The 20,907-nt window shown below is 56.8% G+C and carries 23 protein-coding genes and 1 tRNA gene; 8 read left to right on the top strand and 16 right to left on the bottom strand.

The features are described from left to right. Positions 1 to 120: 120 nt before the first annotated feature. Positions 121 to 720 carry a hypothetical protein gene (locus Q0O07_RS10475; RefSeq protein ID WP_295493358.1) on the top strand — a complete coding sequence of 200 codons (600 nt, stop codon included), beginning with the start codon at positions 121 to 123 and terminating at the stop codon, positions 718 to 720. A 9-nt stretch (positions 721 to 729) separates the two neighbouring features. Here the strand turns inward: Q0O07_RS10475 and Q0O07_RS10470 are convergent, their stop codons facing one another. The 6 genes from Q0O07_RS10470 to Q0O07_RS10445 form a co-directional block, all read right to left on the bottom strand. After that, complete coding sequence (locus Q0O07_RS10470) at positions 730 to 3,138, bottom strand: TonB-dependent receptor (protein ID WP_295493356.1); 2,409 nt, start codon at positions 3,136 to 3,138, stop codon at positions 730 to 732. Positions 3,139 to 3,273: 135 nt separating this feature from the next. After that, positions 3,274 to 4,077: an SDR family oxidoreductase gene (locus tag Q0O07_RS10465; protein ID WP_295493353.1), complete on the bottom strand. Its 804-nt coding sequence runs from the start codon at positions 4,075 to 4,077 to the stop codon at positions 3,274 to 3,276. Then, positions 4,074 to 5,444, bottom strand: a complete 1,371-nt coding sequence (locus Q0O07_RS10460; protein WP_295493351.1) for a phosphotransferase — start codon at positions 5,442 to 5,444, stop codon at positions 4,074 to 4,076. The genes Q0O07_RS10465 and Q0O07_RS10460 overlap by 4 nt, the downstream gene beginning before the upstream one ends. A gap of 37 nt (positions 5,445 to 5,481) precedes the next feature. Further along, positions 5,482 to 5,925, bottom strand: a complete 444-nt coding sequence (locus Q0O07_RS10455; protein WP_295493348.1) for a nuclear transport factor 2 family protein — start codon at positions 5,923 to 5,925, stop codon at positions 5,482 to 5,484. Further along, positions 5,925 to 6,734 carry an SDR family NAD(P)-dependent oxidoreductase gene (locus tag Q0O07_RS10450; protein ID WP_295493345.1) on the bottom strand — a complete coding sequence of 270 codons (810 nt, stop codon included), beginning with the start codon at positions 6,732 to 6,734 and terminating at the stop codon, positions 5,925 to 5,927. The genes Q0O07_RS10455 and Q0O07_RS10450 overlap by 1 nt, the downstream gene beginning before the upstream one ends. Positions 6,735 to 7,119: 385 nt before the next feature. Then, positions 7,120 to 7,196 (bottom strand) — tRNA-Arg (locus tag Q0O07_RS10445). Positions 7,197 to 7,401: 205 nt separating this feature from the next. On the opposite strand from Q0O07_RS10445, the gene Q0O07_RS10440 reads away from it, so the two are divergent. Genes Q0O07_RS10440 through Q0O07_RS10430 form a run of 3 tightly spaced genes read left to right on the top strand, consistent with a single transcriptional unit; the run spans position 7,402 to position 10,363 of the window. Further along, positions 7,402 to 8,547: an acyl-CoA dehydrogenase family protein gene (locus Q0O07_RS10440; protein ID WP_295493342.1), complete on the top strand. Its 1,146-nt coding sequence runs from the start codon at positions 7,402 to 7,404 to the stop codon at positions 8,545 to 8,547. Continuing rightward, entirely contained in the window at positions 8,544 to 9,593 is a 1,050-nt protein-coding gene (locus Q0O07_RS10435) for an enoyl-CoA hydratase/isomerase family protein (RefSeq protein WP_295493339.1), read from the top strand. The genes Q0O07_RS10440 and Q0O07_RS10435 overlap by 4 nt, the downstream gene beginning before the upstream one ends. Continuing rightward, a complete protein-coding gene (locus tag Q0O07_RS10430; protein WP_295493337.1) occupies positions 9,590 to 10,363 on the top strand; it encodes an enoyl-CoA hydratase in 774 nt (257 codons plus the stop codon). The genes Q0O07_RS10435 and Q0O07_RS10430 overlap by 4 nt, the downstream gene beginning before the upstream one ends. Before the next feature lie 39 nt (positions 10,364 to 10,402). On the opposite strand, the gene Q0O07_RS10425 is transcribed toward Q0O07_RS10430, so the two are convergent. From Q0O07_RS10425 to dapB, 3 genes are read right to left on the bottom strand one after another with little or no spacing between them, the layout of a single operon-like run. Then, positions 10,403 to 10,792: a hypothetical protein gene (locus Q0O07_RS10425; protein WP_367271069.1), complete on the bottom strand. Its 390-nt coding sequence runs from the start codon at positions 10,790 to 10,792 to the stop codon at positions 10,403 to 10,405. 15 nt (positions 10,793 to 10,807) lie between these two features. Further along, entirely contained in the window at positions 10,808 to 11,494 is a 687-nt protein-coding gene (gene nth / locus Q0O07_RS10420) for an endonuclease III (protein WP_295493335.1), read from the bottom strand. Further along, complete coding sequence (gene dapB / locus Q0O07_RS10415) at positions 11,491 to 12,216, bottom strand: 4-hydroxy-tetrahydrodipicolinate reductase (protein WP_295493333.1); 726 nt, start codon at positions 12,214 to 12,216, stop codon at positions 11,491 to 11,493. The genes nth and dapB overlap by 4 nt, the downstream gene beginning before the upstream one ends. Before the next feature lie 81 nt (positions 12,217 to 12,297). Between dapB and Q0O07_RS10410 the strand changes: the two genes are divergently transcribed. Continuing rightward, positions 12,298 to 13,005, top strand: coding sequence for an NAD-dependent deacylase (locus Q0O07_RS10410; protein ID WP_295493361.1), 708 nt, complete (start codon positions 12,298 to 12,300; stop codon positions 13,003 to 13,005). On the opposite strand, the gene Q0O07_RS10405 is transcribed toward Q0O07_RS10410, so the two are convergent. Genes Q0O07_RS10405 through Q0O07_RS10375 form a run of 7 tightly spaced genes read right to left on the bottom strand, consistent with a single transcriptional unit; the run spans position 12,994 to position 18,324 of the window. After that, positions 12,994 to 13,758, bottom strand: a complete 765-nt coding sequence (locus Q0O07_RS10405; protein WP_295493330.1) for a molybdopterin-synthase adenylyltransferase MoeB — start codon at positions 13,756 to 13,758, stop codon at positions 12,994 to 12,996. The genes Q0O07_RS10410 and Q0O07_RS10405 overlap by 12 nt on opposite strands. Further along, positions 13,755 to 14,204, bottom strand: a complete 450-nt coding sequence (gene dut / locus Q0O07_RS10400; RefSeq protein WP_295493327.1) for a dUTP diphosphatase — start codon at positions 14,202 to 14,204, stop codon at positions 13,755 to 13,757. Before dut ends, Q0O07_RS10405 begins: the two co-directional genes overlap by 4 nt. Beyond that, positions 14,185 to 15,438: a phosphopantothenate--cysteine ligase family flavoprotein gene (locus tag Q0O07_RS10395; RefSeq protein ID WP_295493324.1), complete on the bottom strand. Its 1,254-nt coding sequence runs from the start codon at positions 15,436 to 15,438 to the stop codon at positions 14,185 to 14,187. The genes dut and Q0O07_RS10395 overlap by 20 nt, the downstream gene beginning before the upstream one ends. Positions 15,439 to 15,443: 5 nt before the next feature. Then, positions 15,444 to 15,740 carry a CcdB family protein gene (locus Q0O07_RS10390; protein ID WP_295493320.1) on the bottom strand — a complete coding sequence of 99 codons (297 nt, stop codon included), beginning with the start codon at positions 15,738 to 15,740 and terminating at the stop codon, positions 15,444 to 15,446. After that, a complete protein-coding gene (locus Q0O07_RS10385; RefSeq protein WP_295493317.1) occupies positions 15,740 to 15,985 on the bottom strand; it encodes a type II toxin-antitoxin system CcdA family antitoxin in 246 nt (81 codons plus the stop codon). Before Q0O07_RS10385 ends, Q0O07_RS10390 begins: the two co-directional genes overlap by 1 nt. Before the next feature lie 51 nt (positions 15,986 to 16,036). Continuing rightward, on the bottom strand, positions 16,037 to 17,581 hold the full coding sequence (gene ubiB / locus Q0O07_RS10380) for a 2-polyprenylphenol 6-hydroxylase (RefSeq protein WP_295493314.1): 1,545 nt from the start codon (positions 17,579 to 17,581) through the stop codon (positions 16,037 to 16,039). 11 nt (positions 17,582 to 17,592) lie between these two features. Beyond that, on the bottom strand, positions 17,593 to 18,324 hold the full coding sequence (locus tag Q0O07_RS10375) for a class I SAM-dependent methyltransferase (protein ID WP_295493311.1): 732 nt from the start codon (positions 18,322 to 18,324) through the stop codon (positions 17,593 to 17,595). 75 nt (positions 18,325 to 18,399) lie between these two features. Between Q0O07_RS10375 and mutM the strand changes: the two genes are divergently transcribed. The 3 genes from mutM to Q0O07_RS10360 all read left to right on the top strand — a co-directional run. Beyond that, positions 18,400 to 19,212, top strand: coding sequence for a bifunctional DNA-formamidopyrimidine glycosylase/DNA-(apurinic or apyrimidinic site) lyase (mutM, locus tag Q0O07_RS10370; RefSeq protein ID WP_295493307.1), 813 nt, complete (start codon positions 18,400 to 18,402; stop codon positions 19,210 to 19,212). A 108-nt stretch (positions 19,213 to 19,320) separates the two neighbouring features. After that, the gene (gene rpsT / locus Q0O07_RS10365; RefSeq protein ID WP_183941705.1) at positions 19,321 to 19,584 is read left to right on the top strand and encodes a 30S ribosomal protein S20; all 264 of its coding nucleotides are present in this window, start codon (positions 19,321 to 19,323) and stop codon (positions 19,582 to 19,584) included. A gap of 406 nt (positions 19,585 to 19,990) precedes the next feature. Further along, a partial coding sequence (locus Q0O07_RS10360; protein WP_295493301.1) for a DnaA/Hda family protein occupies positions 19,991 to 20,907 on the top strand: 917 nt, incomplete at its 3' end.

Here is a 20,907-nt window from a genome sequence, read left to right as displayed (position 1 = left end):
TGTTTTGCCCACGTCACTGATCTTCTCAGCATGGCGCAGCACCTTGAGCTTGCGCTGAATATCGCGGTCTTCCTTTGTCATTGGATCCATCCTTCTGGTTGCCTATCGGCAATATGAAAGATGTCCCACGAGTCCGTACAGTCCTACAGCATGGGCTATCTGTCGGCGACGATAGCGCGCTATTTCCGCAAAGTGGTGCAGCACGGGATGTGCAAGGTCGCACTGGTCAACAGCCTGCCCCCCCTCATGTCGTCGGCTGCGCGCGGTGGGCTTTTGTCTCAGGCCGCGACTTTGGGCTGCTACCGGGTCGCACCAGACGAGGCATTGATTGTCACGGTCGACCTTTTGGGTGCGCGCTATCTTGGGGTGCAGATTGTCGATATGTGGATGGTCTCGCACAACTATCGGCGGGCCTCCAGCAGCCTCAATCACCTACAGGCACACACTGACGGTGATGGACGAATTCGCTATGTCATTAGTATAGACGATCCAGGTGTGCACAACTGGCTTGATGGCAGCGGAGCGGGGGCAGGGGCGATACTCCTGCGTTGGCAGCAATTGCCCGAAGGCGCTGTGTTCGGCGATGCCGTCGTGACTGAATTGGTGAAACTGACAGAGCTGAAAACGCGATTGCCACTGGACACCCAGCTTGTTGGGTCAGCCGAAAGGCGGACCCAACAAGAAGTGCGCGAAACAGGCTATCTCACCCGAACTCGCTGAACTAACGCTTTAGCCGCCAAAGCGATAGCGCAGTTCGACGCCAACGGTGCGTGGTGCGCCGTAGAAGCCGCTCTGAATGCCAAGCAGGTTTGAACCGACATTGCTCGATGCCAGATATTCCTTGTCGAACAGGTTGCGCACGAAGACGCTGGCGTCAACGGGCGATCCGCCAATACCACCCACTTCAAGGCGAGCATTCACCAGGTCATAAGCGGGCAGAACTGCGTCGGATGATTGAACGCTGCTCGAATGGTAAAAATCGCCGCTCAATACGACTTTGCCGAAGCTTTCGGCAAGCGGCAGCGTCCAGCGAACGCCAGCGGTAAACGTCTTCCTCGCCACAAGGTTGAATGGCACTTCCGACCCGCGCAGATAAGATTGAAGGTCGGTCGGAACCGTGAGCGAGCGCGTCTTCAGGTCGAGGAACGTGGCGCCTGCCTCAAATGAGAGGTTGGACGTCGGCGCGATCCGGGCCGAAAGGTCGATACCCGCGACCTGGGTCGATCCGGCGTTGACAAGCAATGTGCCGCCACTCGGGTCATTATTGGCGTTGCAGTCGCCGTCTGGCGACCTCGGTGCCAACGTCCCGCCGACCGCAGTTGTGCTGCACGTTGCTTGCGTGTTAAGGCCAGAGACTGGCACTTGCACATTGCTGTACCAGCCGATGAACGGTGAAGCATTAAAGCGGATTGCGACGTCGCCAGCCTTGAAATCGGAACGAATACCCGCCTCGATATCGGTCACCTTTTCGGGCTGGAACGACTGGAGCGGGATCAGGCGGCCGGCAAGTGTCGGGCTGTTGATGCCGCCCGCGCGGTAACCGCGACGCGTAACGGCGTAGAGGAAGACGTCGGACGACGCCTGCCAGTCTAGCCCTAATGTCCATGTCGGAGCCTTCGACGATGTCTTGTTGATACTGCTATTCCGGATCGCTGCGACCGCATTGTTGCAATCTACGGGTTGCAGCACGGGGTCGGGCGATGTGCTGCCACCGACGCAGGCCGAAATGTCATCCCAAGTATAGCGGAAGCCCGCGTTGATGCGAAGGCCGTCAGCGATTGAGTCGAGCTTGTATCCGACATTGGCGAACAGCGCTTTGCTGGTTTCTGTGAAGAAGCCATAATTGAACGGCGCGTTGGTGATGCCGGGAAGGATGAAGATCGGAATGTAGGTTCCGGTCGGACCCTTTGGCTTGCTCTTGAGATAAAAGCCCCCGACCAGCCAGTCGAGCCGGTCATCGGCAGCTTTGCCTCTGAACTGTAGTTCATCAGTGAATTGTTCGACATCCGAAGTCTGTCGACCCCCGACTACCATGACAGGCAGCCCTGCCGGGATAGCGCCGGTGCCATTGGAAATCAGCGTGGGCAAACCGTCGACGCTTGAAAAATAGTCGATCTTCGTATGGCGGTAGCCAAAAATGTTCACAAGTTCGATCGAGTCGGAAAGTTGTGCCAGAGTGCGGTTAGTAATACCAAAACGGTTTGCACGCTCGAAAGCGTCGATATCCGAATTGATGCTTCGAATCCCGCGCGCTCGCTGCAATGCCAGCTGAGCTTGGGCCGCCGCAAGCGTTCCGGTCGCAGTCAGGGCGTTTGGCCCGGCAAATACGTTCACCAAGACCGACGCACCGCCGGTGGAACGGTTACGGTAATAATCGACGATGGTCGTGTTGGTCAGCCCTTCGACCGGCTCAAGCAATAACGTACCGCGTAGCGCACGCGAATTGAGATCGTCGGCGTCCTTGCCTACCCCGATATTCTGAGTCCAGCCATCGCGCTTTTGATATTGCCCGGAAATACGGAGCGCTACTTTCTGGTCAGCGATCGGAATGTTGATCGCAGCCTCGGCAATACGTGCGTCATAGCTTCCGTAGGATGCCTGCGCATAGCCTTCGAAACCATAGCTTGGTGTGGTCGGGTAATATAGGATGGCCCCACCGGTTGTGTTCCGGCCGAATAGCGTACCCTGCGGACCTTTGAGCACCTGGACCGAGGACAGATCATAGGTCGGGATGCTTGAACCCAAAGTAGGTGCCGGAACTTCGGCGAAATAGCTGATGACCCCGGGAGCGCTGTTGCCTGCCAGTGCCTTTGACTGACCGCGCACCGAGAAGTTGGAATTTTCACGGCCACCCGATCCGGCGAGAAAGACGCCCGGCGTTTTAAATAGCAGATCCTGCGTATCGCGGATTTGCGCCTGACGGAGCGACTCTGTACCGAAGGCGGTTACCGAAACAGGGGTGGATTGAATGTTCTCCGCGGTACGGCGAGCGGTGACGACGATATCGCCGTTCGAGACCTCTTCGCCAACGGTATCGGATTGGGCTTCGACCGGTGTATTGCTTTGGGCCATGACCGGCACCGCCGTTGTGAGCAGCAAAAAGGCCGTTATGCTCTTGGCGCGCGTAAATAAAACCATCGATTCATCCCCCCATTCAGGTCAACAATTATTGCTTTCGTGCAGGTTTGATGCGTCGAAGCCGATTGTGATGTACCTACCGTTGGAGGGGCGGTCAGAAAATTGGTTGATGATTCCGTAACGGAATTTTGCCCCCTAGACCTTGTAGAACCCCTCGAGCTTTGCGCTTGTATCATTTACTCGCGCACGCCTTCCGGCGGCCGTCGTGGAGGGCGCTCCGCCTGCCTCTTCATCGAAATTGAAAACTGGGCCATCGAACAAGGCGTCAATCGTTGCGCGGGCGAGGCTTTCGGGGGAAACGGCCCCGGTTGCTTCAACTGGAATTCCCTTGCGCGCCAAAACCGAGCGAAGCATCGGCGTATCGGCAATTTTGAACAGCAATGTTTGGACCGCGACACCAAAGGGTTGCAATTCGGCCCAGAGGGATTCCCCCAGATTGAGCGCATAGGCCTTACTGGCTGTGTAGAGCGCAGCTCGCGCGCCGCCACCAAGGGCTGCCTCGGATCCGACGATGAGAAGCGCACCGCGGCCCTGCTTTACAAATCGCTGGCTGAAATGGTGCAATGCTTCAGTAAGGAATCCGATATTGCGATCAGTGACATTGCGCCACTCGTCGAATGGCGCATCGGCAAACAAATGCCCCGAAGATTCGGCACCTGCATTAAACACGACCAAGCCGAGATCCATTGAATCTGTAGCGTCGGCCAAGCGCTCGACCGCGTCCGTATCGCCGAGATCAAGGGACAGCGTCTGAACGCTGACATTGTGCCGTGAGGAAATGCTTTGAGCGGTGGCTGCCAATTTATCGTGGTTGCGCGCAACCAGCAGGCAATGCGCTCCCCGCCCGGCCAGATCATCGGCGAACGCGGCGCCGAGCCCGTCCGATCCACCCAGTATCAATGCCCAGCGTTCTGAAAGCGCGGCGTCAACGGCACTCATTGGGTTTGTGGCAGCACGACATGCTGTGCCGAGCTTCCTATCGCCGTCGATCCGAATTGCTGCAGGCGTCGTCCTTCTAGCTTGGCAAGCAAAGAGAATTGCGCTTCATCCGTTTCGGGCGCTGCCGAGTTGATATGATCTTCGAGCGCCGCTTCGGCCGCATCGAGGTCGGCAAAATCCTGGCCAAGATACGCTTCCACATCGGCAAGGTTGAGCGATTCGATTTCGGCCCCAAGCGCATCGGCTCGCGCCATCCATTCGACCAGCTGCAATGCTTGAGCCTTATGCGCACCGTCAACTTCGGAGGCCGGTGTTATAGCCGCCAGCGTGTCGGCCAGCTTGCGTAAGGTCACCGCCTGCGGGCCATGCTCTCGCTCGGCTAAGGGTGCCACGTCAGGAATTGCAAAGCCGCTGACTGCCGACATGGCGAGCAGGATTGAGCGGCGAAGCGCCAGGTCAAATTCCAAATATACCGCATGAGGATCGCCTGGATGTGGCTCACCCACCGTCCCTGCGAATTGCATCGCCCCAAGCGTGGAAAACACGAGAACGTGGAACCGCACGGCATCATGGTCGATTGGCCCGCCTCCCGCCTCTTCATAGAACCGGCACATGTCGGCAAGCGATGCGCCCAGCGGCTCATAACTGTTGCGCATCCCCATCGTTGCAATGTCGGTCATTGGATCACCGATCATGCTGAACTCGAAATCGTACAGGCCCGTCACCTTGCCGTCCGCGACCAGATACTGGCCCGAATCGAACTGGATAAAGGACGCATTGGTCCGGTGTTTGGGCACGTTCCGGCGCAACCAGCCGATGATAAACTCGAGCAGCGGCTCGGGGCGTGACTTGGTCTTGCGGTAGTGCGGAAGATACGCATTGAGCCCGACCAAAGCGATATCTTCGGCACCCTCGGGTTTCTCGACGCCTGCTGCGATAAAGCCATCAAGCGGCAGGTTATGCATTTTTGCGACGCTGGCCATATACGCGCGGCCAACATCGGCGCGTTCGGTTTCGTCAAGGCCGCTGAAATCTCGGGTCCCGGCCAGAGCATCCATCACGATGCACGGAGGATCGGCGCAATAGCCGTGGATTTTGGGAACAGCGATGCCGCGATCATAAAGCTCTGCGATAATGTCGGCTTCGCGTTTCAGGTCGGGAAATATGGAAACATTGCCGGTGCGATCACCGCGTAGGTGGAGCTTTATGGATTCGCCTTCGCGCGCGATGTCGACGAACCACGCAGGGCGCCAGCGCACTTGCCGGTCCATGCGGACGATCGTGCCACCAGTCACATGCTCGACAAATCCGCGCATCCGCGCAATGGCGGCGTCGTCATAATCAGGTGTTGTGCCAGCATCAGCCATTGGTCGTCCTTTATGAGTTTTCGGGAGGCTACGCGGCTTAGATGGTCGAAGACGCCCCGCCATCCGCCGCAAAGCTTTCGTCAACGCCCATTTTACGTGTCAGATCAGCCATATCGAGATATTCGCGCCAATGGCTGATCAGGCCTTTGTCGTTGAATTCGTAAATCGCGACCATTTGATGAGGGCAGGACCGACCAAGTATGATCGCGGTGTCGGATCGTTCCTGCATAACCATCCGGTCGTTCGAAACGATGTTCACCTCGTTGCACTTGTTGTTGGTGGCAAAGCCCATTTGCCGGGTGATTTCCTCGCGCAGTGCCGCCTTGCCTTTGACAACGGGGCCGCCCGGCACCCACAATTGCCATTCGGCATCTTCGGCCATCATCGACAATATCTTTTCGACATCGGGCCGTGACGAGTCGGTTCCGTCGCCCCATGCATCACAAAAACTGCGGACGAAATCTTCCTGTTGCTGACCCATTATTGCTCTCCCTTCATGGTTCGCGTCACGCTGACAAAAGGCACCGTGCAGCTTTGACCGCCGTCAACAGGATAAAGCATCCCGTTGACGTAGCGGGATTCATCGGATGCAAGGAACAACGCCATAGCGGCGATATCTTCCGGCTCGCCGATAAAAGGCACGTTGAGCACCTTCATAAACGCCGCGTCCATTTCGGGCGTGGTCCATTGCAGCTTGGCCGGAGTCTGCGTCGGTCCGGGCAAGATGGCGTTGCTGCGAATGCCTTGCTTGCCGTAAGTCGCAGCAATTGCCTGCACAAACCAGTTAAGCGCGGCCTTGGACGATCCGTAACTATAGGCGGTCACGTCGCCGCCCATCGAACTACCCGATGAAGTAGCGATAATCGATCCTGTGCCGCGTTCAAGCATATGCGGAATGGCAAGCTTGCTGGCGAGCACAGCCCCGAGCACATTTACTTTAAGCGTTGCAAAGAAAATTTTGGGGTCGAACGCCAGAAAATCGCCATCGCGCATCGCCATTTCATTGTTCACGAACAGCGCATTGTTGAACAGCACGTCGATACGACCGAAATCGCTGACCGTCTGGTCGATCATCCCTGCAAGATCGTCATCATTGCCGACGTCAACCCGCATCGCCCGCGCTTCACCGCCCGCAGCGATTATTGCCTGAGCGGCCTCTTCTGCCGCTTCGGCGCGGATGTCGGCGCAGATGACCGTGCCGCCCTCACGAGCGAACAGTTTGGCGCTGGCCAGACCGATACCACTCGCGGCTCCGGTGATGATGCAGATTTTGTCGCTAAGACGTTGCAACGCACTCTCCTATGCTGAACGAACTGCAACTCATTGGTGTGCAGGTTCACGCGGGCAACCTATCGTTTGGTCGGTGTCTGCTGGGTGCTAATGTGGTGATTCGCTTGTAGCCAGTAGAGTTTGGAACACGGACACGAGCCTGCCAGACAGGATCTTTGAGGTTATCCCGTTTGTAGAGAATGACCCGCCCGTCACCCCGCAGATCAATCCGAACATCAGCGTCACTAGCCATAGACTGCCTTCCTCCGACTCTCTCAGCCTAATCAGGAAGTTGGCGAATGAACATAGAAATTTGTGCACGATTTGTGCATAGCTAAAAAGCGCTATTTAAGGCGCAACTGGCACAGCGATGCGTTTAAATATTGTTATATATCAATGATATGAATGGCGCACCCAAGAGGATTCGAACCTCTGGCCTCTGCCTTCGGAGGGCAGCGCTCTATCCAGCTGAGCTATGGGTGCGGATTAGGGCCGGTTAGCAGGCATGACGCCATTGCGCCAAGTTTTTTTTGGGTCCAATTTGTATTTGCGCCCTTGCTGTGGCGCGGCCGCATGGACACCGCGCCGTTTGTGCGCACGCACTGGCCGAATGTATTGCGGGCACGATAGCTATTTTATCCCAAGCTAATGGCTGGATAACTCAAAACGGCAATGCTACGGCGGTGTCATGAAAAACCAGTTTGAACTCACGGACGATCAAGTCGCCATACAGGACATGGCGCGAAAATTCACCGCAGACGCGATCACGCCTTTTGCCGCCGAATGGGATGAAAAGTCGCATTATCCGGTCGATGTGTGGAAAGCCGCAGGCGCGCTTGGCTTTGGCGCGATTTATGTGTCTGAAGAATCGGGTGGCACTGGCCTTGGCCGGTTGGAGGCCGCGTTGATCATGGAGGCCATGGCGTATGGTTGTCCCACCACCAGCGCATTCATTTCGATTCATAATATGGCAGCGTGGATGATCGATTGTTTTGGCAATGCGGAGTTGAAGGCGCGTTATTTGCCTGAGCTTGTGTCGATGGAGAAAATCGCCAGCTATTGCCTGACGGAACCTGGTAGCGGGTCGGACGCTGCGGCACTTAAAACCAGTGCGCGGCGCGATGGCGATCATTATGTGCTGAATGGCACGAAGCAGTTTATCTCGGGCGCTGGCTATAATGACGTCTATGTTGTCATGGTCCGCACGGGCGAGGACAAGACCAAGGGCGTGACGTGCCTTGTCGTGGACAAGGACACGCCGGGGCTTAGCTTTGGTCAGCCGGAGAAAAAGCTTGGCTGGAACGCCTCCCCAACCGCGCAGGTGATATTTGAAGATTGCCGCGTGCCCATTGCCAATCGCGTGGGCGCAGAGGGCGATGGTTTTCGCTTTGCGATGATGGGGCTTGATGGCGGACGGTTGAACATTGGCGCGTGTTCTTTGGGCGGCGCGCAGCGGTGCTTGGATGAATCGATAGCCTATACCAAAGAGCGTCAGCAATTTGGCCAGCCCGTGTCCGAATTTCAAAATACGCAGTTCATGCTGGCGGATATGGCAACCGATTTGGAGGCTGCGCGCGCCTTGCTCTATATTGCTGCGGCCAAGGTCACGGCCAACGCGCCCGACAAGTCGCGTTTCTCGGCGATGGCCAAGCGACTGTCGACCGATAGCGGCAGTGAGATTGTCAATCAGGCGCTGCAGCTTTTTGGCGGCTATGGCTATTTGCGTGATTATCCTATCGAACGTTTCTGGCGCGATTTGCGCGTACATTCCATCCTTGAAGGGACCAATCAGGTTATGCGCATGATTATTGGCCGGGACCTGTTGCGCCAATGACCGATGATATTTTGGTCCGCGTCGAAGGACATGCCGGTTTCATAAGCCTGAACCGGCCATCGGCGCTCCACGCGCTGACATTGCCGATGGTACATGCGATGACTGAGGCGTTGCTGGCGTGGCGCAATGATGATGCGGTAAAGTGCGTGGTGATTGATCATGCCGACGGGCGCGGCTTTTGCGCGGGCGGCGATATCGCGTTCCTGCGCGATTCAGCGATTAATGATGGCGGAGAATCGGGCCGAAAATTCTTCCACGACGAATATCAGTTGAACCATTTGCTGTTCACATATTCCAAGCCTGTCGTCGCTTTCATGGACGGCATTACGATGGGTGGCGGCGTGGGCATTAGTCAGCCCGCCCGTTTTCGCGTGGCGACCGAGAATACCAAATTTGCAATGCCGGAAACGGGCATTGGCTTGTTTCCCGATGTCGGCGGCGGATGGTATCTGTCGCGGTTGGAAGGTCGTGTTGGCCAGTTTCTGGCGCTGACCGGCGCGCGTATCGCAGGGCCGGGATGCCGCGCGCTTGGCCTTGCCAATCATTATGTGCCCAGCAGCGCGCTCGCCGAAGCCAAGGCACGCATTGCCAGCGAAGATGTCGAGCGTATTGATGGCATATTGGGCACATTGTCGGAAACGCCGCCTGCGTCGAAAATTGTCGAGACGCTTTTTCAGATCAATCGCCATTTCGCCTCCAACGCATTTGAGGACATCCTTGCCAGCCTTGAAGGTGACGAGAGCGCATGGGCGATGAAAGAGTTGGCAGCGTTGCGGACCAAAAGCCCGCAAACCTGTAAGGTCGCCTTACGCCAATTGTCGGAGAGCCTGAAGCTCAACGACTTTGCCGATAATATGGCGATGGAATATCGCATTGCCAGCCGCGTGCTTGTCCGGCCCGATTTTGCAGAAGGCGTGCGCGCGGTTATCGTGGATAAAGACAATAGCCCAAAATGGGATCCCGCCACAGCCGAAGGCGTCACGGACGCGCTTGTCGATGCGATCTTTGCCGCATTACCCACTCAAGAAGAATGGAAGCCCCTATGAGCTATGAAACTATATTGGTCGAACAACGCGGTGCGGTGACGCTCATCACACTCAACCGCCCGCAAGCGTTGAACGCGCTGAATAGCCAAGTGTTGGCTGACCTGATTGCCGCATTTGCGGCCTTTGATGCCGATGATAGCCAAAGATGCGCCGTTCTGACGGGCAGCGAAAAGGCCTTTGCTGCGGGCGCGGACATTAAGGAAATGTCGTCGCAGTCTTTCGCAGACATGTATGGCGCAAACTTCTTCGCAGGCTATGACCGCGTGACCGCCACCCGCAAGCCATGGATCGCCGCGGTCAACGGCTTCGCGCTAGGTGGCGGATGCGAATTGGCGATGATGGCCGACTTCATCATTGCCGGCGACAATGCAAAATTTGGTCAGCCTGAAATCAAGCTTGCGGTTACCCCCGGAATGGGCGGGTCGCAGCGCCTAACGCGTGCGATTGGCAAGGCCAAGGCCATGGAAATGTGCCTGACTGGCCGGATGATGGATGCCGCAGAGGCCGAAAGGTCTGGCCTGGTTGCCAAGGTCGTTCCGGCAGCCGAGCTTGTTGACGAAGCCATTAAGACGGCCACTGCCATTGCCGCAATGGCACCCTTGGCTGCAATCGCGTGCAAGGAAATGGTCAACGCCGCGTTTGAAACGACGTTGCAGCAAGGCGTACTGTTTGAACGTCGCTTGTTCCATGGCCTATTTGGTACAGAAGATCAGAAGGAAGGCATGGCGGCCTTCGTTGAGAAGCGGCCCGGGAACTGGACGGGTAAGTAGGTTTATCCTCCCCATCGCAAGTCGATGGGGAGGATTTACTCAATTAGCGGCTACCTTCTCCACCATTTGAAATTTGCCAAGGCCGCAGCCTGCGCCTTCATATACCTGCCCGCCTTGGTCGTGCAATACGCGGACGATGTCGACGCTGCACAATTGGTTGATCGACGTTCGATAGGAAAAGCGGTCTTCGAACTTCAATCCGGGGCAGCTTTGGGGCAAAGCGTTGCGATAGGTTTTACCGCCTGCCATGCGGAAATCGATAGTGCGGTTATCGATGACTTTCGTGGACCGTATTTGCGATATTGTGACGCAATTTTTGGGTTCGCCCACCGCACGAACGGGTGCGGGTGCGTTCTTGCTTGAAATCGCGACGGCACCGCCGCCTGACAGCAATGCAATCGCAGGAATGATCAACAGCATTTTACGCATCGGCCTTCTCCTATATCATGATTCGGCCTTAACCACTTCAGCCTGAACTTGAGCTGACTTAATTTTGGGCGCTGGCGTTTTGGGTTTGAAGCGGCACAAGTCGACCACAGGGCAGCGCCAGCATTCGGGTGTGCGCGCCTTGCAGATGTATCGGCCATGCAGGATCAACCAATGGTGCGCGCCAATGCGGAACGGCTTCGGCGTGCTTTTCTCCAGCGCTTTTTCGACCGCGACCACGGTTTTTCCCGGCGCAATGCCCGTGCGATTACCGACCCGGAAAATATGCGTGTCGACCGCGAAGGTTTCTGCGCCAAACGCGGTGTTCATCACCACATTGGCGGTCTTGCGCCCCACGCCGGGCAAAGCCTCCAACGCATCACGGTCGGCGGGCACTTCGCCATTATGATCGCGCACCAGGATTTCCGACAAAGCGATGACGTTCTTTGCCTTGTTATTGTAAAGGCCAATGGTCTTGATATGCGCTTTCAAACCCTCCAGCCCTAGCGCGACCATTTGCGCAGGTGTCTTTACATCTTCGAACAAAGCCTTTGTCGCCTTGTTCACCCCGACATCGGTCGATTGCGCCGAACAGGTCACGGCAACGAGCAACTGATACGCATTGCCATAAGCCAATTCAGTTTCCGGATCAGGATTGGCCTCCGCCAAGCGCCGGTAAAATTCGAATATGTCTGCTTTCTTCAAAGGCCAAGGACCTCTTGCATATTATACCGACCGGCTGTCTGCCGCGTCAGCCACTCGGCGGCTTTCACGGCGCCGCGTGCGAATATCGCGCGATTTTCGGCGCGATGGACAAGCTCGATCCGTTCATTGTCGGACGCAAAGATGACGCTGTGATCGCCCGCCACGCTGCCGCCGCGTAAGGAGGCAAAGCCGATATGGCCGGGCGTGCGTGTGGCCATAATCCCGTCGCGGCCCCGTTCGCTGTGGTCTTTCAAATTGACCGCGCGGCCCTTTGCCGCGGCTTCGCCCAGCAGCAGGGCGGTGCCCGATGGCGCGTCTACCTTGTACCGGTGGTGCATTTCCAGAATTTCGATGTCCCAGTCCGCGCCCAACTGCCGCGCGGCTTGCTCCACCAAGGCGGCGAGCATGTTGACGCCCAAAGACGTATTTCCCGTTTGCAAGATGGCAATGTCGCGCGCGGCATCGTCGATGAGGAAATGGTGGCGTTCCTCCAAACCCGTCGTGCCAATGACGATGGGCTTGCCCGCAGCCACGCACGCGTCGAGACTGGCCTCAAGGCCATGCGGGCTCGAAAAATCGACGAGAACGTTAGATACAGAGATTAATCCCGCAAGATCGCCATCCTTATCGACGCCACCTGCATGTGCGTGGCCGTCGGCGGCAATCGCATCGACCAAAGCCTGCCCCATGCGGCCCGCGCTTCCAATAATTCCAATTTTCATATCTCTTGCCCTGACCTATTGTTCGGGTCTTACTATATTAAGCAACTGAAACAAGTTTTGGGTTACGATGAAGGAAAGCATTTGGGGCAAGGCATCAAAAACATCGTCATCCTAACGGGCGCAGGCGTCAGCGCCGAAAGCGGCATTGATACGTTCCGCAGCGCAGGCGGCTTGTGGGAACAGCATAAGGTGGAGGATGTGGCCACGCCCGAGGCCTTTGCCCGCGACCCCGACCTTGTGCTGCGCTTTTACGATATGCGCCGCGAACGTATTCAACAGGTGGAGCCAAATGCCGCGCATTCTGCGCTCGCGCGGTTGGATGCGGCATGGTCAGGCAATCTGCTGCTGGTGACGCAAAATGTCGATGATTTGCACGAACGGGCAGGGACGCAACGCCTGTTGCATATGCATGGTGAACATTTGAACGCGTGGTGCAAAGCCTGTGATGCACGCCACCCGTGGCGCGGGACGTTGATGGACCGGCCAGCCTGCCCGGCCTGTGGCGTGGCGGGGCGGTTGCGGCCGGACATCGTCTGGTTTGGGGAAATGCCCTATCGCATGGATGAAATTTACCATGCGCTGGACCAAGCGGATTTGTTCGTCAGCATTGGCACCTCCGGCGCAGTCTATCCCGCCGCTGGTTTGGTGCGCGCGGCGCGGCAAAAGGGCATCAAAACGTTGGAACTGAACCTTGAACCATCGCATGGCACATCCTGGTTCGAAGAATCGCGGCATGGCCCCGCGACATTAGTGGTGCCAGCGTGGGTGGAGGAATTATTAGGCGGTTAAGCCGCCGCAGCTCCGGCACCCTGCGTCTTTGGGCAGGCGGATAGATCGCATCGCCGGGGCCATGCCGTCGAACAAATGCAATTTGCCGATCTGGGGGTCTCCAAAGCCGGTCAGCACGCGTATGGCCTCCATCGCGGCAAAGGACCCCATCAGGCCACACATCGCGCCCAGCACGCCTTGCGTGGCGCAGTCGTCGCAATCATCGGGGTCATGGGCGTCGCCGACGAAGCAGCGGTAGCAAGGTGCGTCGGCTTGCCATCCGGTAAAGGTACCGATTTGCCCATGAAACTGCCCAATTGCGGCGCTGACCAACGGCACTTTCGCGGCAAGGCAGAGGTCGTTGACGACAAGCCGCGTGGCGAAATTATCGCAACCGTCAATGACAACATCGACGCCATTGAGGATGTCTGCGGCGGTGGAACGGTCAATACGCTGCTTAAGGCCGCGGAATGTCACATCCCGGTTCAAGCGCGCGACGGCGGCGCCAGCGGCATCGACCTTGGCCGCGCCAATGTCGGCTTCGGTGTGCAAAATTTGCCGCTGGAGATTGGACAAGGACACAATATCATCATCAACGACGCTGATCGTGCCGACGCCCGCCGCCGCCAGATATTGAATGGCGGGGCAACCAATGCCGCCCGCACCGATCAGCAGCACATGGCTCGACAGCAATTTGGACTGACCCGCGCCGCCAATATCGCGCAGCACAATATGCCGGGCATAACGGTCAAGCTGTTGGTCGCTGAGCGTCATACGCCAGTGGAACCAAAGCCTCCGGTGCCCCGCTCCGTATCGTCCAAGGCATCGACTTCGACTAATATTCCCTGCGTGACCGGTGCCACAACAATTTGCGCGATCCGGTCGCCTGTGTTGATCACAAAATCTTCGTCACCCAAATTTGCGAGAATGACCTTCACTTCGCCGCGATAATCGCTGTCGATGGTGCCAGGGGTGTTCAGGCAGGTGATGCCATGTTTCAGGGCAAGGCCGGAGCGCGGACGCACTTGCACTTCATAGCCATCGGGAATGGCAAAGGCGAACCCCGTTGCCACGGCATGGCGCTTGCCAGCGCCCAAGGTCAGGCTTTCGGCCGCGCAGATGTCCATGCCCGCCGCGCCGGATGTTGCATATGCGGGCATCGGCAGGCCAGTTCCATGGTCCAGTCGCTTGACGCGGATATCAACCTTTTGCGAGTGCATCGGCAACCTTCTCCATCAATTTACGAGCAATCACGTCCTTGGCGCTTTCGGGCCAGCTATCAACGCCGTCTTTCGTCACGATATGAAACGCGTTTTTTGCGCCGCCCATCACGTCGCCCGATACGTCATTGGCCACAATCCAGTCGCACCCCTTTTTGGCAAGCTTGGCCTGCGCATGTTCCAAAATCTTCTCTGTCTCCGCGGCAAAACCGATCAGCAGCCTTGGGCGATGGGTATGCGTGGCGAGGCTGGCGAGGATATCGGGATTTTCGGTTAAGTTTAGCGCGGGGATATTGCCGCCGTCTTTCTTGATTTTTTGTTCAGGCGCTTGCGCCGCGCGCCAATCGGCGACGGCGGCCACCATGATGGCGGCATCGACGGGCAAGGCTTTTTCCACCGCCGCCTGCATGTCGATGGCGGTTTCAACATCTATTCGGGCGACGCCGGGCGGGGTCGCCAAATGCACCGGGCCAGCAATGAGCGTCACATCAGCGCCGAGGGCCGCTGCGGCGGCGGCAATGGCAAAACCCTGACGCCCTGAAGAGCGGTTGGCAATATAGCGTACGGGGTCAATCGCCTCATGCGTTGGGCCAGCGGTTACCAATATGCGTTGGCCGGACAATGGACGCGCAAGCGGAACTCCGCTCGGCACTGTCGTTGGCGAACGGCCTGATGTCAGCATTGCATCAAAATCATGCCCCAGCATCGCGCAAATCTGTTCGGCAATGGCGGGTGGTTCTGGCAGGCGTCCGGGGCCAAATTCGCCGCATGCCATGGCGCCCTCGTCCGGATCCATGATGTGGACGCCATCGGCGCGCAATTGCGCCAAATTCCGCTGCGTCGCCGGATGGTTCCACATGCGGACATTCATCGCGGGAACGGCAAGCACGGGCTTATCTGTTGCCAGCAAAATGGTGGTGGCGAGGTCGTCGGATATACCCGCCGCCATCTTGGCTAAGATATTGGCGGTGGCGGGGCAGATGACGACCAAGTCGGCCTGACGGCTCAACTGGATATGCCCAATCTCGCGTTCTTCTTTCAGATCGAACATATGACCATAGACTTGGTCTTCGGTCATTACGGACATGGACAAGGGCGTCACGAACTCCGTCGCGCTTTGCGTCATAACTGCGCGCACGGATAGGCCTTGGCGCTTGAGCAAGCGGACAAGTTCAAGCGACTTATACGCCGCAATGCCGCCAGTGACGATGAGGAGGATGCGTTTTTCGTTCATGCGCTTCAATATCCGCTGAAGAGTTTATCGATTGCGGAGGTGATGACCAAATCCTCCTGCGCCAAAGAGCCAATTTTTGCGCCGAGCCGATTAAGGGGAATAGCGAAAATCAGATGTGTCGACATAATATAATGTTCATCATTAATCACAAATATGGGATGCAATCGCGATACGGACGGCATGTCTTTAGCCGGCAATAAAGGCACGACCACACGGCTGCCAAATTCATCAAGCAAATCGGACTGGATATCCAGCAACAGACCGCGCGCAATTGCGCCTTTATAAAGGTCAAAGCGCGCCATTAAAACTGGCGATACTCATCATATGGCATACCGTTTTCGGCGATCCATTTATTCCAGCTTTCAATAGCCTGGCGGTTTTCGCTTTTCCATTCCTCGCCCAAGGCTTTGCGCACCTGTTCCTGCAGTCCGGTTTCGCAGGCTTGCGATACGTTGATGCCAAGCCGCTTGGCCTCGTCAACCATATCACTGGGCAAGCTTATATTTGTCGGACGCCGGGGCGCGGTAGCCTGCGAAGGTTTATTCATGCGCACACTTTATGCGCATAAAAGCAAAGGTCAAGCGGGCGAAAACTTGGCTCAACCCCAAAACCACATGCCAGCAGCGCCCAAGGCGCCAGCCAATGCCGCGACGACCAGATAGCGTCCAGTGTTGCCTTGCCCCTTACGTTCCCAGATGAGTTGCACGGGCGGCAAGGGCGGCGGTTCGGGTGCACCGCCTTTGCGCGGTAGTTGTTCATCCAAACGGCGGATGAGGTCGGGGATCATCTTCAGCGTATCGGCTTGCTTGCGCAAGCCGTCGGCCAACATCGCCTCCGGCCCTAGTTCTCCGCGTATCCAATCGCCCACATAAGGTGCGGCCACATTCCACATGTTGATGCTTGGGTTTAATGAGGTCGCAATGCCCTCAACCATCACCATTGTTTTTTGCAACAGCAACAAATGCGGCTGTGTTTGCATATCGAAATCACGGGTGATCGCAAAAAGGCTGTCGAGCATTTGCCCCACTGACAATTCGCTCACCGGCTTGCCGCGCGTTGGCTCGCCCACCGCACGCAATGCCGTCGCGAATTCGTCGACATTGTGATAGCTTGGCACATATTGCGCTTCGAAATGGATTTCGGCGACGCGTTTATAATTGCCGGTGGTCAGGCCGTAGAGAATTTCCGCCAGCCAGAAACGCGCTTGCCGGTTGATCCGGCCCATGATGCCAAAATCGATGGCGACAATCGTGCCGTCGGCGCGGACGAACAAATTACCCTGATGCATGTCGGCATGGAAAAAACCTTCCGAAATCGCTTGCCGCAAAAATGTGAGGACAAGCTTTTCGGCCAATTTACTGAGGTCATGGCCAGCTGCCTTGAGCGAATCGATATCGGAAATCTTGACGCCGTCGACCCATTCGAGCGTGAGCACGCGGCCTGACGTCCGGTCCCAATCGATGGTTGGAATAGTATAGCCCTCGACTGCGACCATCGCGTCTTTCAGTTCGGACGCGCTTGCCGCCTCGCGCCGCAAATCGAGTTCGCGCAAGGTCCAGCGTTTCAGATTGGCGATAACCAGTTGCGGCCGCAACCGCGCCGCTTCGCCGCCAAGCGCCTCCAAATGCGCGGCTGCCCATTCATAGGTTTCAATGTCGCGGGCGAACTGTTCGCGAATGCCGGGGCGAAGCACCTTGATAGCGACATCCTTGCCCTCGCTCGTGCGGGCACGGTGCACCTGCGCGATGGAGGCGGCCCCCACGGGCACAGGGTCGATATATTCAAACAAAGCGGCCGCTGGCTTATTCAGGCTATTGTCGATTTGCGCATAGACCTGGTCAAATGGCGCTGGCGGCAATTGGTCCTGCAGCATGAGCAGATTATGCACAGCCTCTTCGCCAATGATGTCGGGCCGCGTCGCGAGCGTTTGCCCAAGTTTAATCGCGGCGGGACCAATAGCGCGAAATGCGCCTGCATAATCCGGTATCTTTGGCTGAATCGTACCAAATCGTGCGATGCGGCACAGCCGCTTGACTTGCGCAGGGGTATTACGGTCAGCCTCAATAGCGCGAAGAGCGCCATGGCGCGCAAGAATGCGGCCCCATTTGAGCAAACGAATGATGTGGGTAATTGGACGAGTCATGAGGCGCGGGGTTACACCTTCCAGCCGCTGTGGATCGCGACCAGACCGCCCAATATGGGTTCGACCTTGGTTTGCACAAAGCCAGCCTCACTTATCATGCGTTTGAAATTTTGCATATCGGGAAAGCGGCGGATGGATTCGACCAGATAGCGGTAGCTGTCTTCGTCCCCGGCAATGGCCTTGCCCAGCTTTGGCACCAATTTGTCCGAATACACATCGTAAATTTGTGCAAGGCCAGGCCATTCGACCGTGGAGAATTCCAAGCAGAAAAAACGACCGCCATAACGCAGCACGCGATGCGCCTCACGCAGAGCTTTAGGAATGTCCGTGACATTTCGGATACCAAAAGCAATTGTGTAGGCATCAAAATGCGCGTCGGGAAAGGTCAGAGTCTCGGCATTTTGCGCAGACCAGATGAGGCTGTCGATACCGCGCTTCATGGCGCGTTCCATACCGACATCCAACATATCTTCGTTAATGTCAGAGACCGTGACCTGCGCGCCTAATTTTTCCATGCGAAACGCAATGTCGCCCGTGCCGCCGGCCATGTCGAGAATATCCTCGCCTGCGCGCGGTTTTACCCGGCGAACAAAGGTATCTTTCCACAAACGGTGCATGCCGCCCGACATTGCGTCATTCATAATGTCATATTTGCGCGCGACATTGGAAAAGACGTCGCCCACGCGTTGCGTCTTTTCTTCAGGGCTAACTTCCTCATAGCCAAAGGATACGGTGTCGTTCATCAGGCTGCCTCTAGCCGATTGTTGCGCCAGCCGCAAAGGCTGTTAGGTGGCCCTGACCCTAAGGTGCAAAAGCATATGCCCGAATTACCCGAAGTCGAAACCACTGTCTCCGGCCTGCGGTCGGTCTTGGAAGGCCAGCTGATCGTGCGCGCTGAACCGCGCCGTGCGGACTTGCGCTGGCCGATTCCGCCCGATTTGCGCCAGCGGCTGACGGGCGCGCGTATCGAAACATTAGGCCGGCGCGCCAAATATGGATTGATCTACACCGACCGGCAGGACGTGATGATATTTCATTTGGGGATGTCCGGTCGTTGGCGTGTCGATCCTGCGGAAATCGAAAAGCACGACCATTTCATTCTGGAAACGGCAAGTGGACGCGTGGTTGCATTGAATGATCACCGCCGTTTCGGGTCGCTGGACATCATCGATTCGGACCAGATCGAATATTATCGCTTCTTTGCCAAAATGGGGCCTGAGCCGCTGTCGGATGCGTTCGATGCGTCCGTTCTGCAAAAGGCACTGTCTGGCCGCAAAGCGCCGATTAAGGCTATGCTGCTCAATCAGAATATTGTGGCGGGCTTGGGCAATATCTATGTGTGTGAGGCGCTAAACATGGCGGGGATCGACCCCATTGCCCCTGCATCCAGCATAAGCAAAGCGCGGCTGACCCGATTGGTCATCGCGATTAAAGAGGTGCTCACTGCCGCTATTGCCGCAGGGGGATCTACCTTGCGTGATTTTGCAGCGCCCGATGGGGAACTGGGTTATTTCGCAAAGGACTGGCGTGTCTATGGCCGCGAGGGTGCCGCTTGCGTCTGCGGCAGCCATATATTGCGGCGTATCGATTCGGGCCGATCAACCTTCTACTGCCCGAAATGCCAGAGATGAGGCGGCATTATGAGGTTGACGAATCTCTTGGGCAGGGTTAAGGGCCGCTCCTTCAACGGGCGTACCGCATGGGCACGCTCCTTCAGATATCGAAATTCGAGGACAAAAATGGCCAATACGCCGCAAGCAAAAAAGCGTATCCGTCGCAACGCGCGTCGCACCGAAGTGAATGGCGCACGCGTCAGCCGCATCCGTACGTTCATTAAGAAAGTCGAATCGGCGATTGAACTTGGCGACAAGTCTGCGGCCGCCGCAGCGCTTGCCGCAGCGCAGCCTGAACTGGCGCGTGGCGTATCCAAGGGCGTCCTTCACAAGAACACAGCTTCGCGCAAATTTGGTCGCCTCACAAAGGCGGTCGGCGGTCTCGCTTAAGCGATACTGACAGGCGCCGGACCTTCCGGTTTTAGACATTCAAAGCCCGCCGCACACACGGCGGGTTTTTCTGTGCCATAGTAATAAAAGTGAAATGTGAGGATTTCCCGCGATTCGGACACCGTCTCGCCAGTGATTCTATCAAAAAATACATCAAAACATGCGGTTACAAAATTTGTAACGCATTTGCTTGGGTCCCACCGAGTCAATGCCATTTATTTCAATTTTTTTGCAGCGCCGCTCTTGATAGACTCGTTTATTACTGTCTAAGAAATGCATTCCAGCAAAGCATGACGACAGTCGGGCAATGCCTCACATGGAGAATGAGAACGGAGCGTTGCTGCATTTGGTAACAAATGCGCGGCCACCTGTTGTTCGTCCCGTGTTTGGTAAATAGCGCGCGGTCATGCTGCACTGGTTGGGGTGGAAAGTGGGGGCAGGCACGTTGGCCGAAGTCAATTCAGTATCGCAAAGAAAAATCGGTCCATCAGGAAGCGGAAATGATGCCTCTGCGTCACATGCCCGTTTTGATGCCGATTGGCATAATATATCCTCCGGCTTGCGTCGCGATTTGGGCGCGCAGGTTTACGGCCAATGGATTCGTTCCATTGCTCTTGGTGACTATTGTGACCTGACTGGTACGCTAGAGCTTTTGTTGCCTTCGGACTTTTCGGCAAGCTGGGTTTCTGACCATTATGCCGACCGCTTGCGCTTGGCATGGTCAAGCACGAACAGCAGCGTCAAGCAGTTAAAGATTCGCACCCGCCCCGGTGCGCCACGCGTCGAATTGCTGCGCGCTTCCTCCAATGCAGAACGCGCGGTCGCGCAAGAAACCAGTGCGGCGCAAGCCACTCGGTCGGCGCTTGACCCGCGCATGACCTTTGCGAATTTCGTCAAGGGCCAAACCAATGTGCTGGCGCACAGCGCGGCAGAGCGCGTGGCGTCGAAAGACAAGCCATTGTTCAACCCGCTATATCTGCAAGCCGCAACGGGCCAAGGCAAAACGCACCTGATGCATGCTATTGGCCACGCGTATGCTGAGGTAAATCCCGACGCACAGATTTTATATATGTCGGCGGAAAAATTCATGATGGAATTTGTCACCGCGATGCGGCGCAAGGAAGTGATGGAGTTCAAGGCACGTTTGCGCGCTGTCGATGTGCTGCTGATCGACGATATCCAGTTTATCATTGGCAAGGTGTCGACGCAGGAGGAGTTTCTGCACACCATCGATGCTATCATTGGCGCCGGCAAACGCTTGGTGGTTTCTGCTGACCGTGCACCGCAAGCGCTCGACGGCGTCGACCAGCGCATATTGTCGCG

It is taken from the genome of Sphingorhabdus sp. EL138 (assembly GCF_945890115.1).
Taxonomy (GTDB): domain Bacteria; phylum Pseudomonadota; class Alphaproteobacteria; order Sphingomonadales; family Sphingomonadaceae; genus Sphingorhabdus_B.
Note: the sequence above shows the minus strand (reverse complement) of the source record. Positions and strands in the feature narration are given on the sequence as shown.

Bases quoted from the DNA above. Each gene is read 5' to 3' on its own strand.
- Q0O07_RS10475 (WP_295493358.1), top strand. From the start codon at position 121: ATGTCCCACGAGTCCGTACAGTCCTACAGCATGGGCTATCTGTCGGCG.
- Q0O07_RS10470 (WP_295493356.1), bottom strand. From the start codon at position 3,138: ATGGTTTTATTTACGCGCGCCAAGAGCATAACGGCCTTTTTGCTGCTC.
- Q0O07_RS10465 (WP_295493353.1), bottom strand. From the start codon at position 4,077: ATGAGTGCCGTTGACGCCGCGCTTTCAGAACGCTGGGCATTGATACTG.
- Q0O07_RS10460 (WP_295493351.1), bottom strand. From the start codon at position 5,444: ATGGCTGATGCTGGCACAACACCTGATTATGACGACGCCGCCATTGCG.
- Q0O07_RS10455 (WP_295493348.1), bottom strand. From the start codon at position 5,925: ATGGGTCAGCAACAGGAAGATTTCGTCCGCAGTTTTTGTGATGCATGG.
- Q0O07_RS10440 (WP_295493342.1), top strand. From the start codon at position 7,402: ATGAAAAACCAGTTTGAACTCACGGACGATCAAGTCGCCATACAGGAC.
- Q0O07_RS10435 (WP_295493339.1), top strand. From the start codon at position 8,544: ATGACCGATGATATTTTGGTCCGCGTCGAAGGACATGCCGGTTTCATA.
- Q0O07_RS10430 (WP_295493337.1), top strand. From the start codon at position 9,590: ATGAGCTATGAAACTATATTGGTCGAACAACGCGGTGCGGTGACGCTC.
- Q0O07_RS10425 (WP_367271069.1), bottom strand. From the start codon at position 10,792: ATGCGTAAAATGCTGTTGATCATTCCTGCGATTGCATTGCTGTCAGGC.
- dapB (WP_295493333.1), bottom strand. From the start codon at position 12,216: ATGAAAATTGGAATTATTGGAAGCGCGGGCCGCATGGGGCAGGCTTTG.
- Q0O07_RS10405 (WP_295493330.1), bottom strand. From the start codon at position 13,758: ATGACGCTCAGCGACCAACAGCTTGACCGTTATGCCCGGCATATTGTG.
- dut (WP_295493327.1), bottom strand. From the start codon at position 14,204: ATGCACTCGCAAAAGGTTGATATCCGCGTCAAGCGACTGGACCATGGA.
- Q0O07_RS10395 (WP_295493324.1), bottom strand. From the start codon at position 15,438: ATGAACGAAAAACGCATCCTCCTCATCGTCACTGGCGGCATTGCGGCG.
- Q0O07_RS10390 (WP_295493320.1), bottom strand. From the start codon at position 15,740: ATGGCGCGCTTTGACCTTTATAAAGGCGCAATTGCGCGCGGTCTGTTG.
- Q0O07_RS10385 (WP_295493317.1), bottom strand. From the start codon at position 15,985: ATGAATAAACCTTCGCAGGCTACCGCGCCCCGGCGTCCGACAAATATA.
- ubiB (WP_295493314.1), bottom strand. From the start codon at position 17,581: ATGACTCGTCCAATTACCCACATCATTCGTTTGCTCAAATGGGGCCGC.
- Q0O07_RS10375 (WP_295493311.1), bottom strand. From the start codon at position 18,324: ATGAACGACACCGTATCCTTTGGCTATGAGGAAGTTAGCCCTGAAGAA.
- mutM (WP_295493307.1), top strand. From the start codon at position 18,400: ATGCCCGAATTACCCGAAGTCGAAACCACTGTCTCCGGCCTGCGGTCG.
- rpsT (WP_183941705.1), top strand. From the start codon at position 19,321: ATGGCCAATACGCCGCAAGCAAAAAAGCGTATCCGTCGCAACGCGCGT.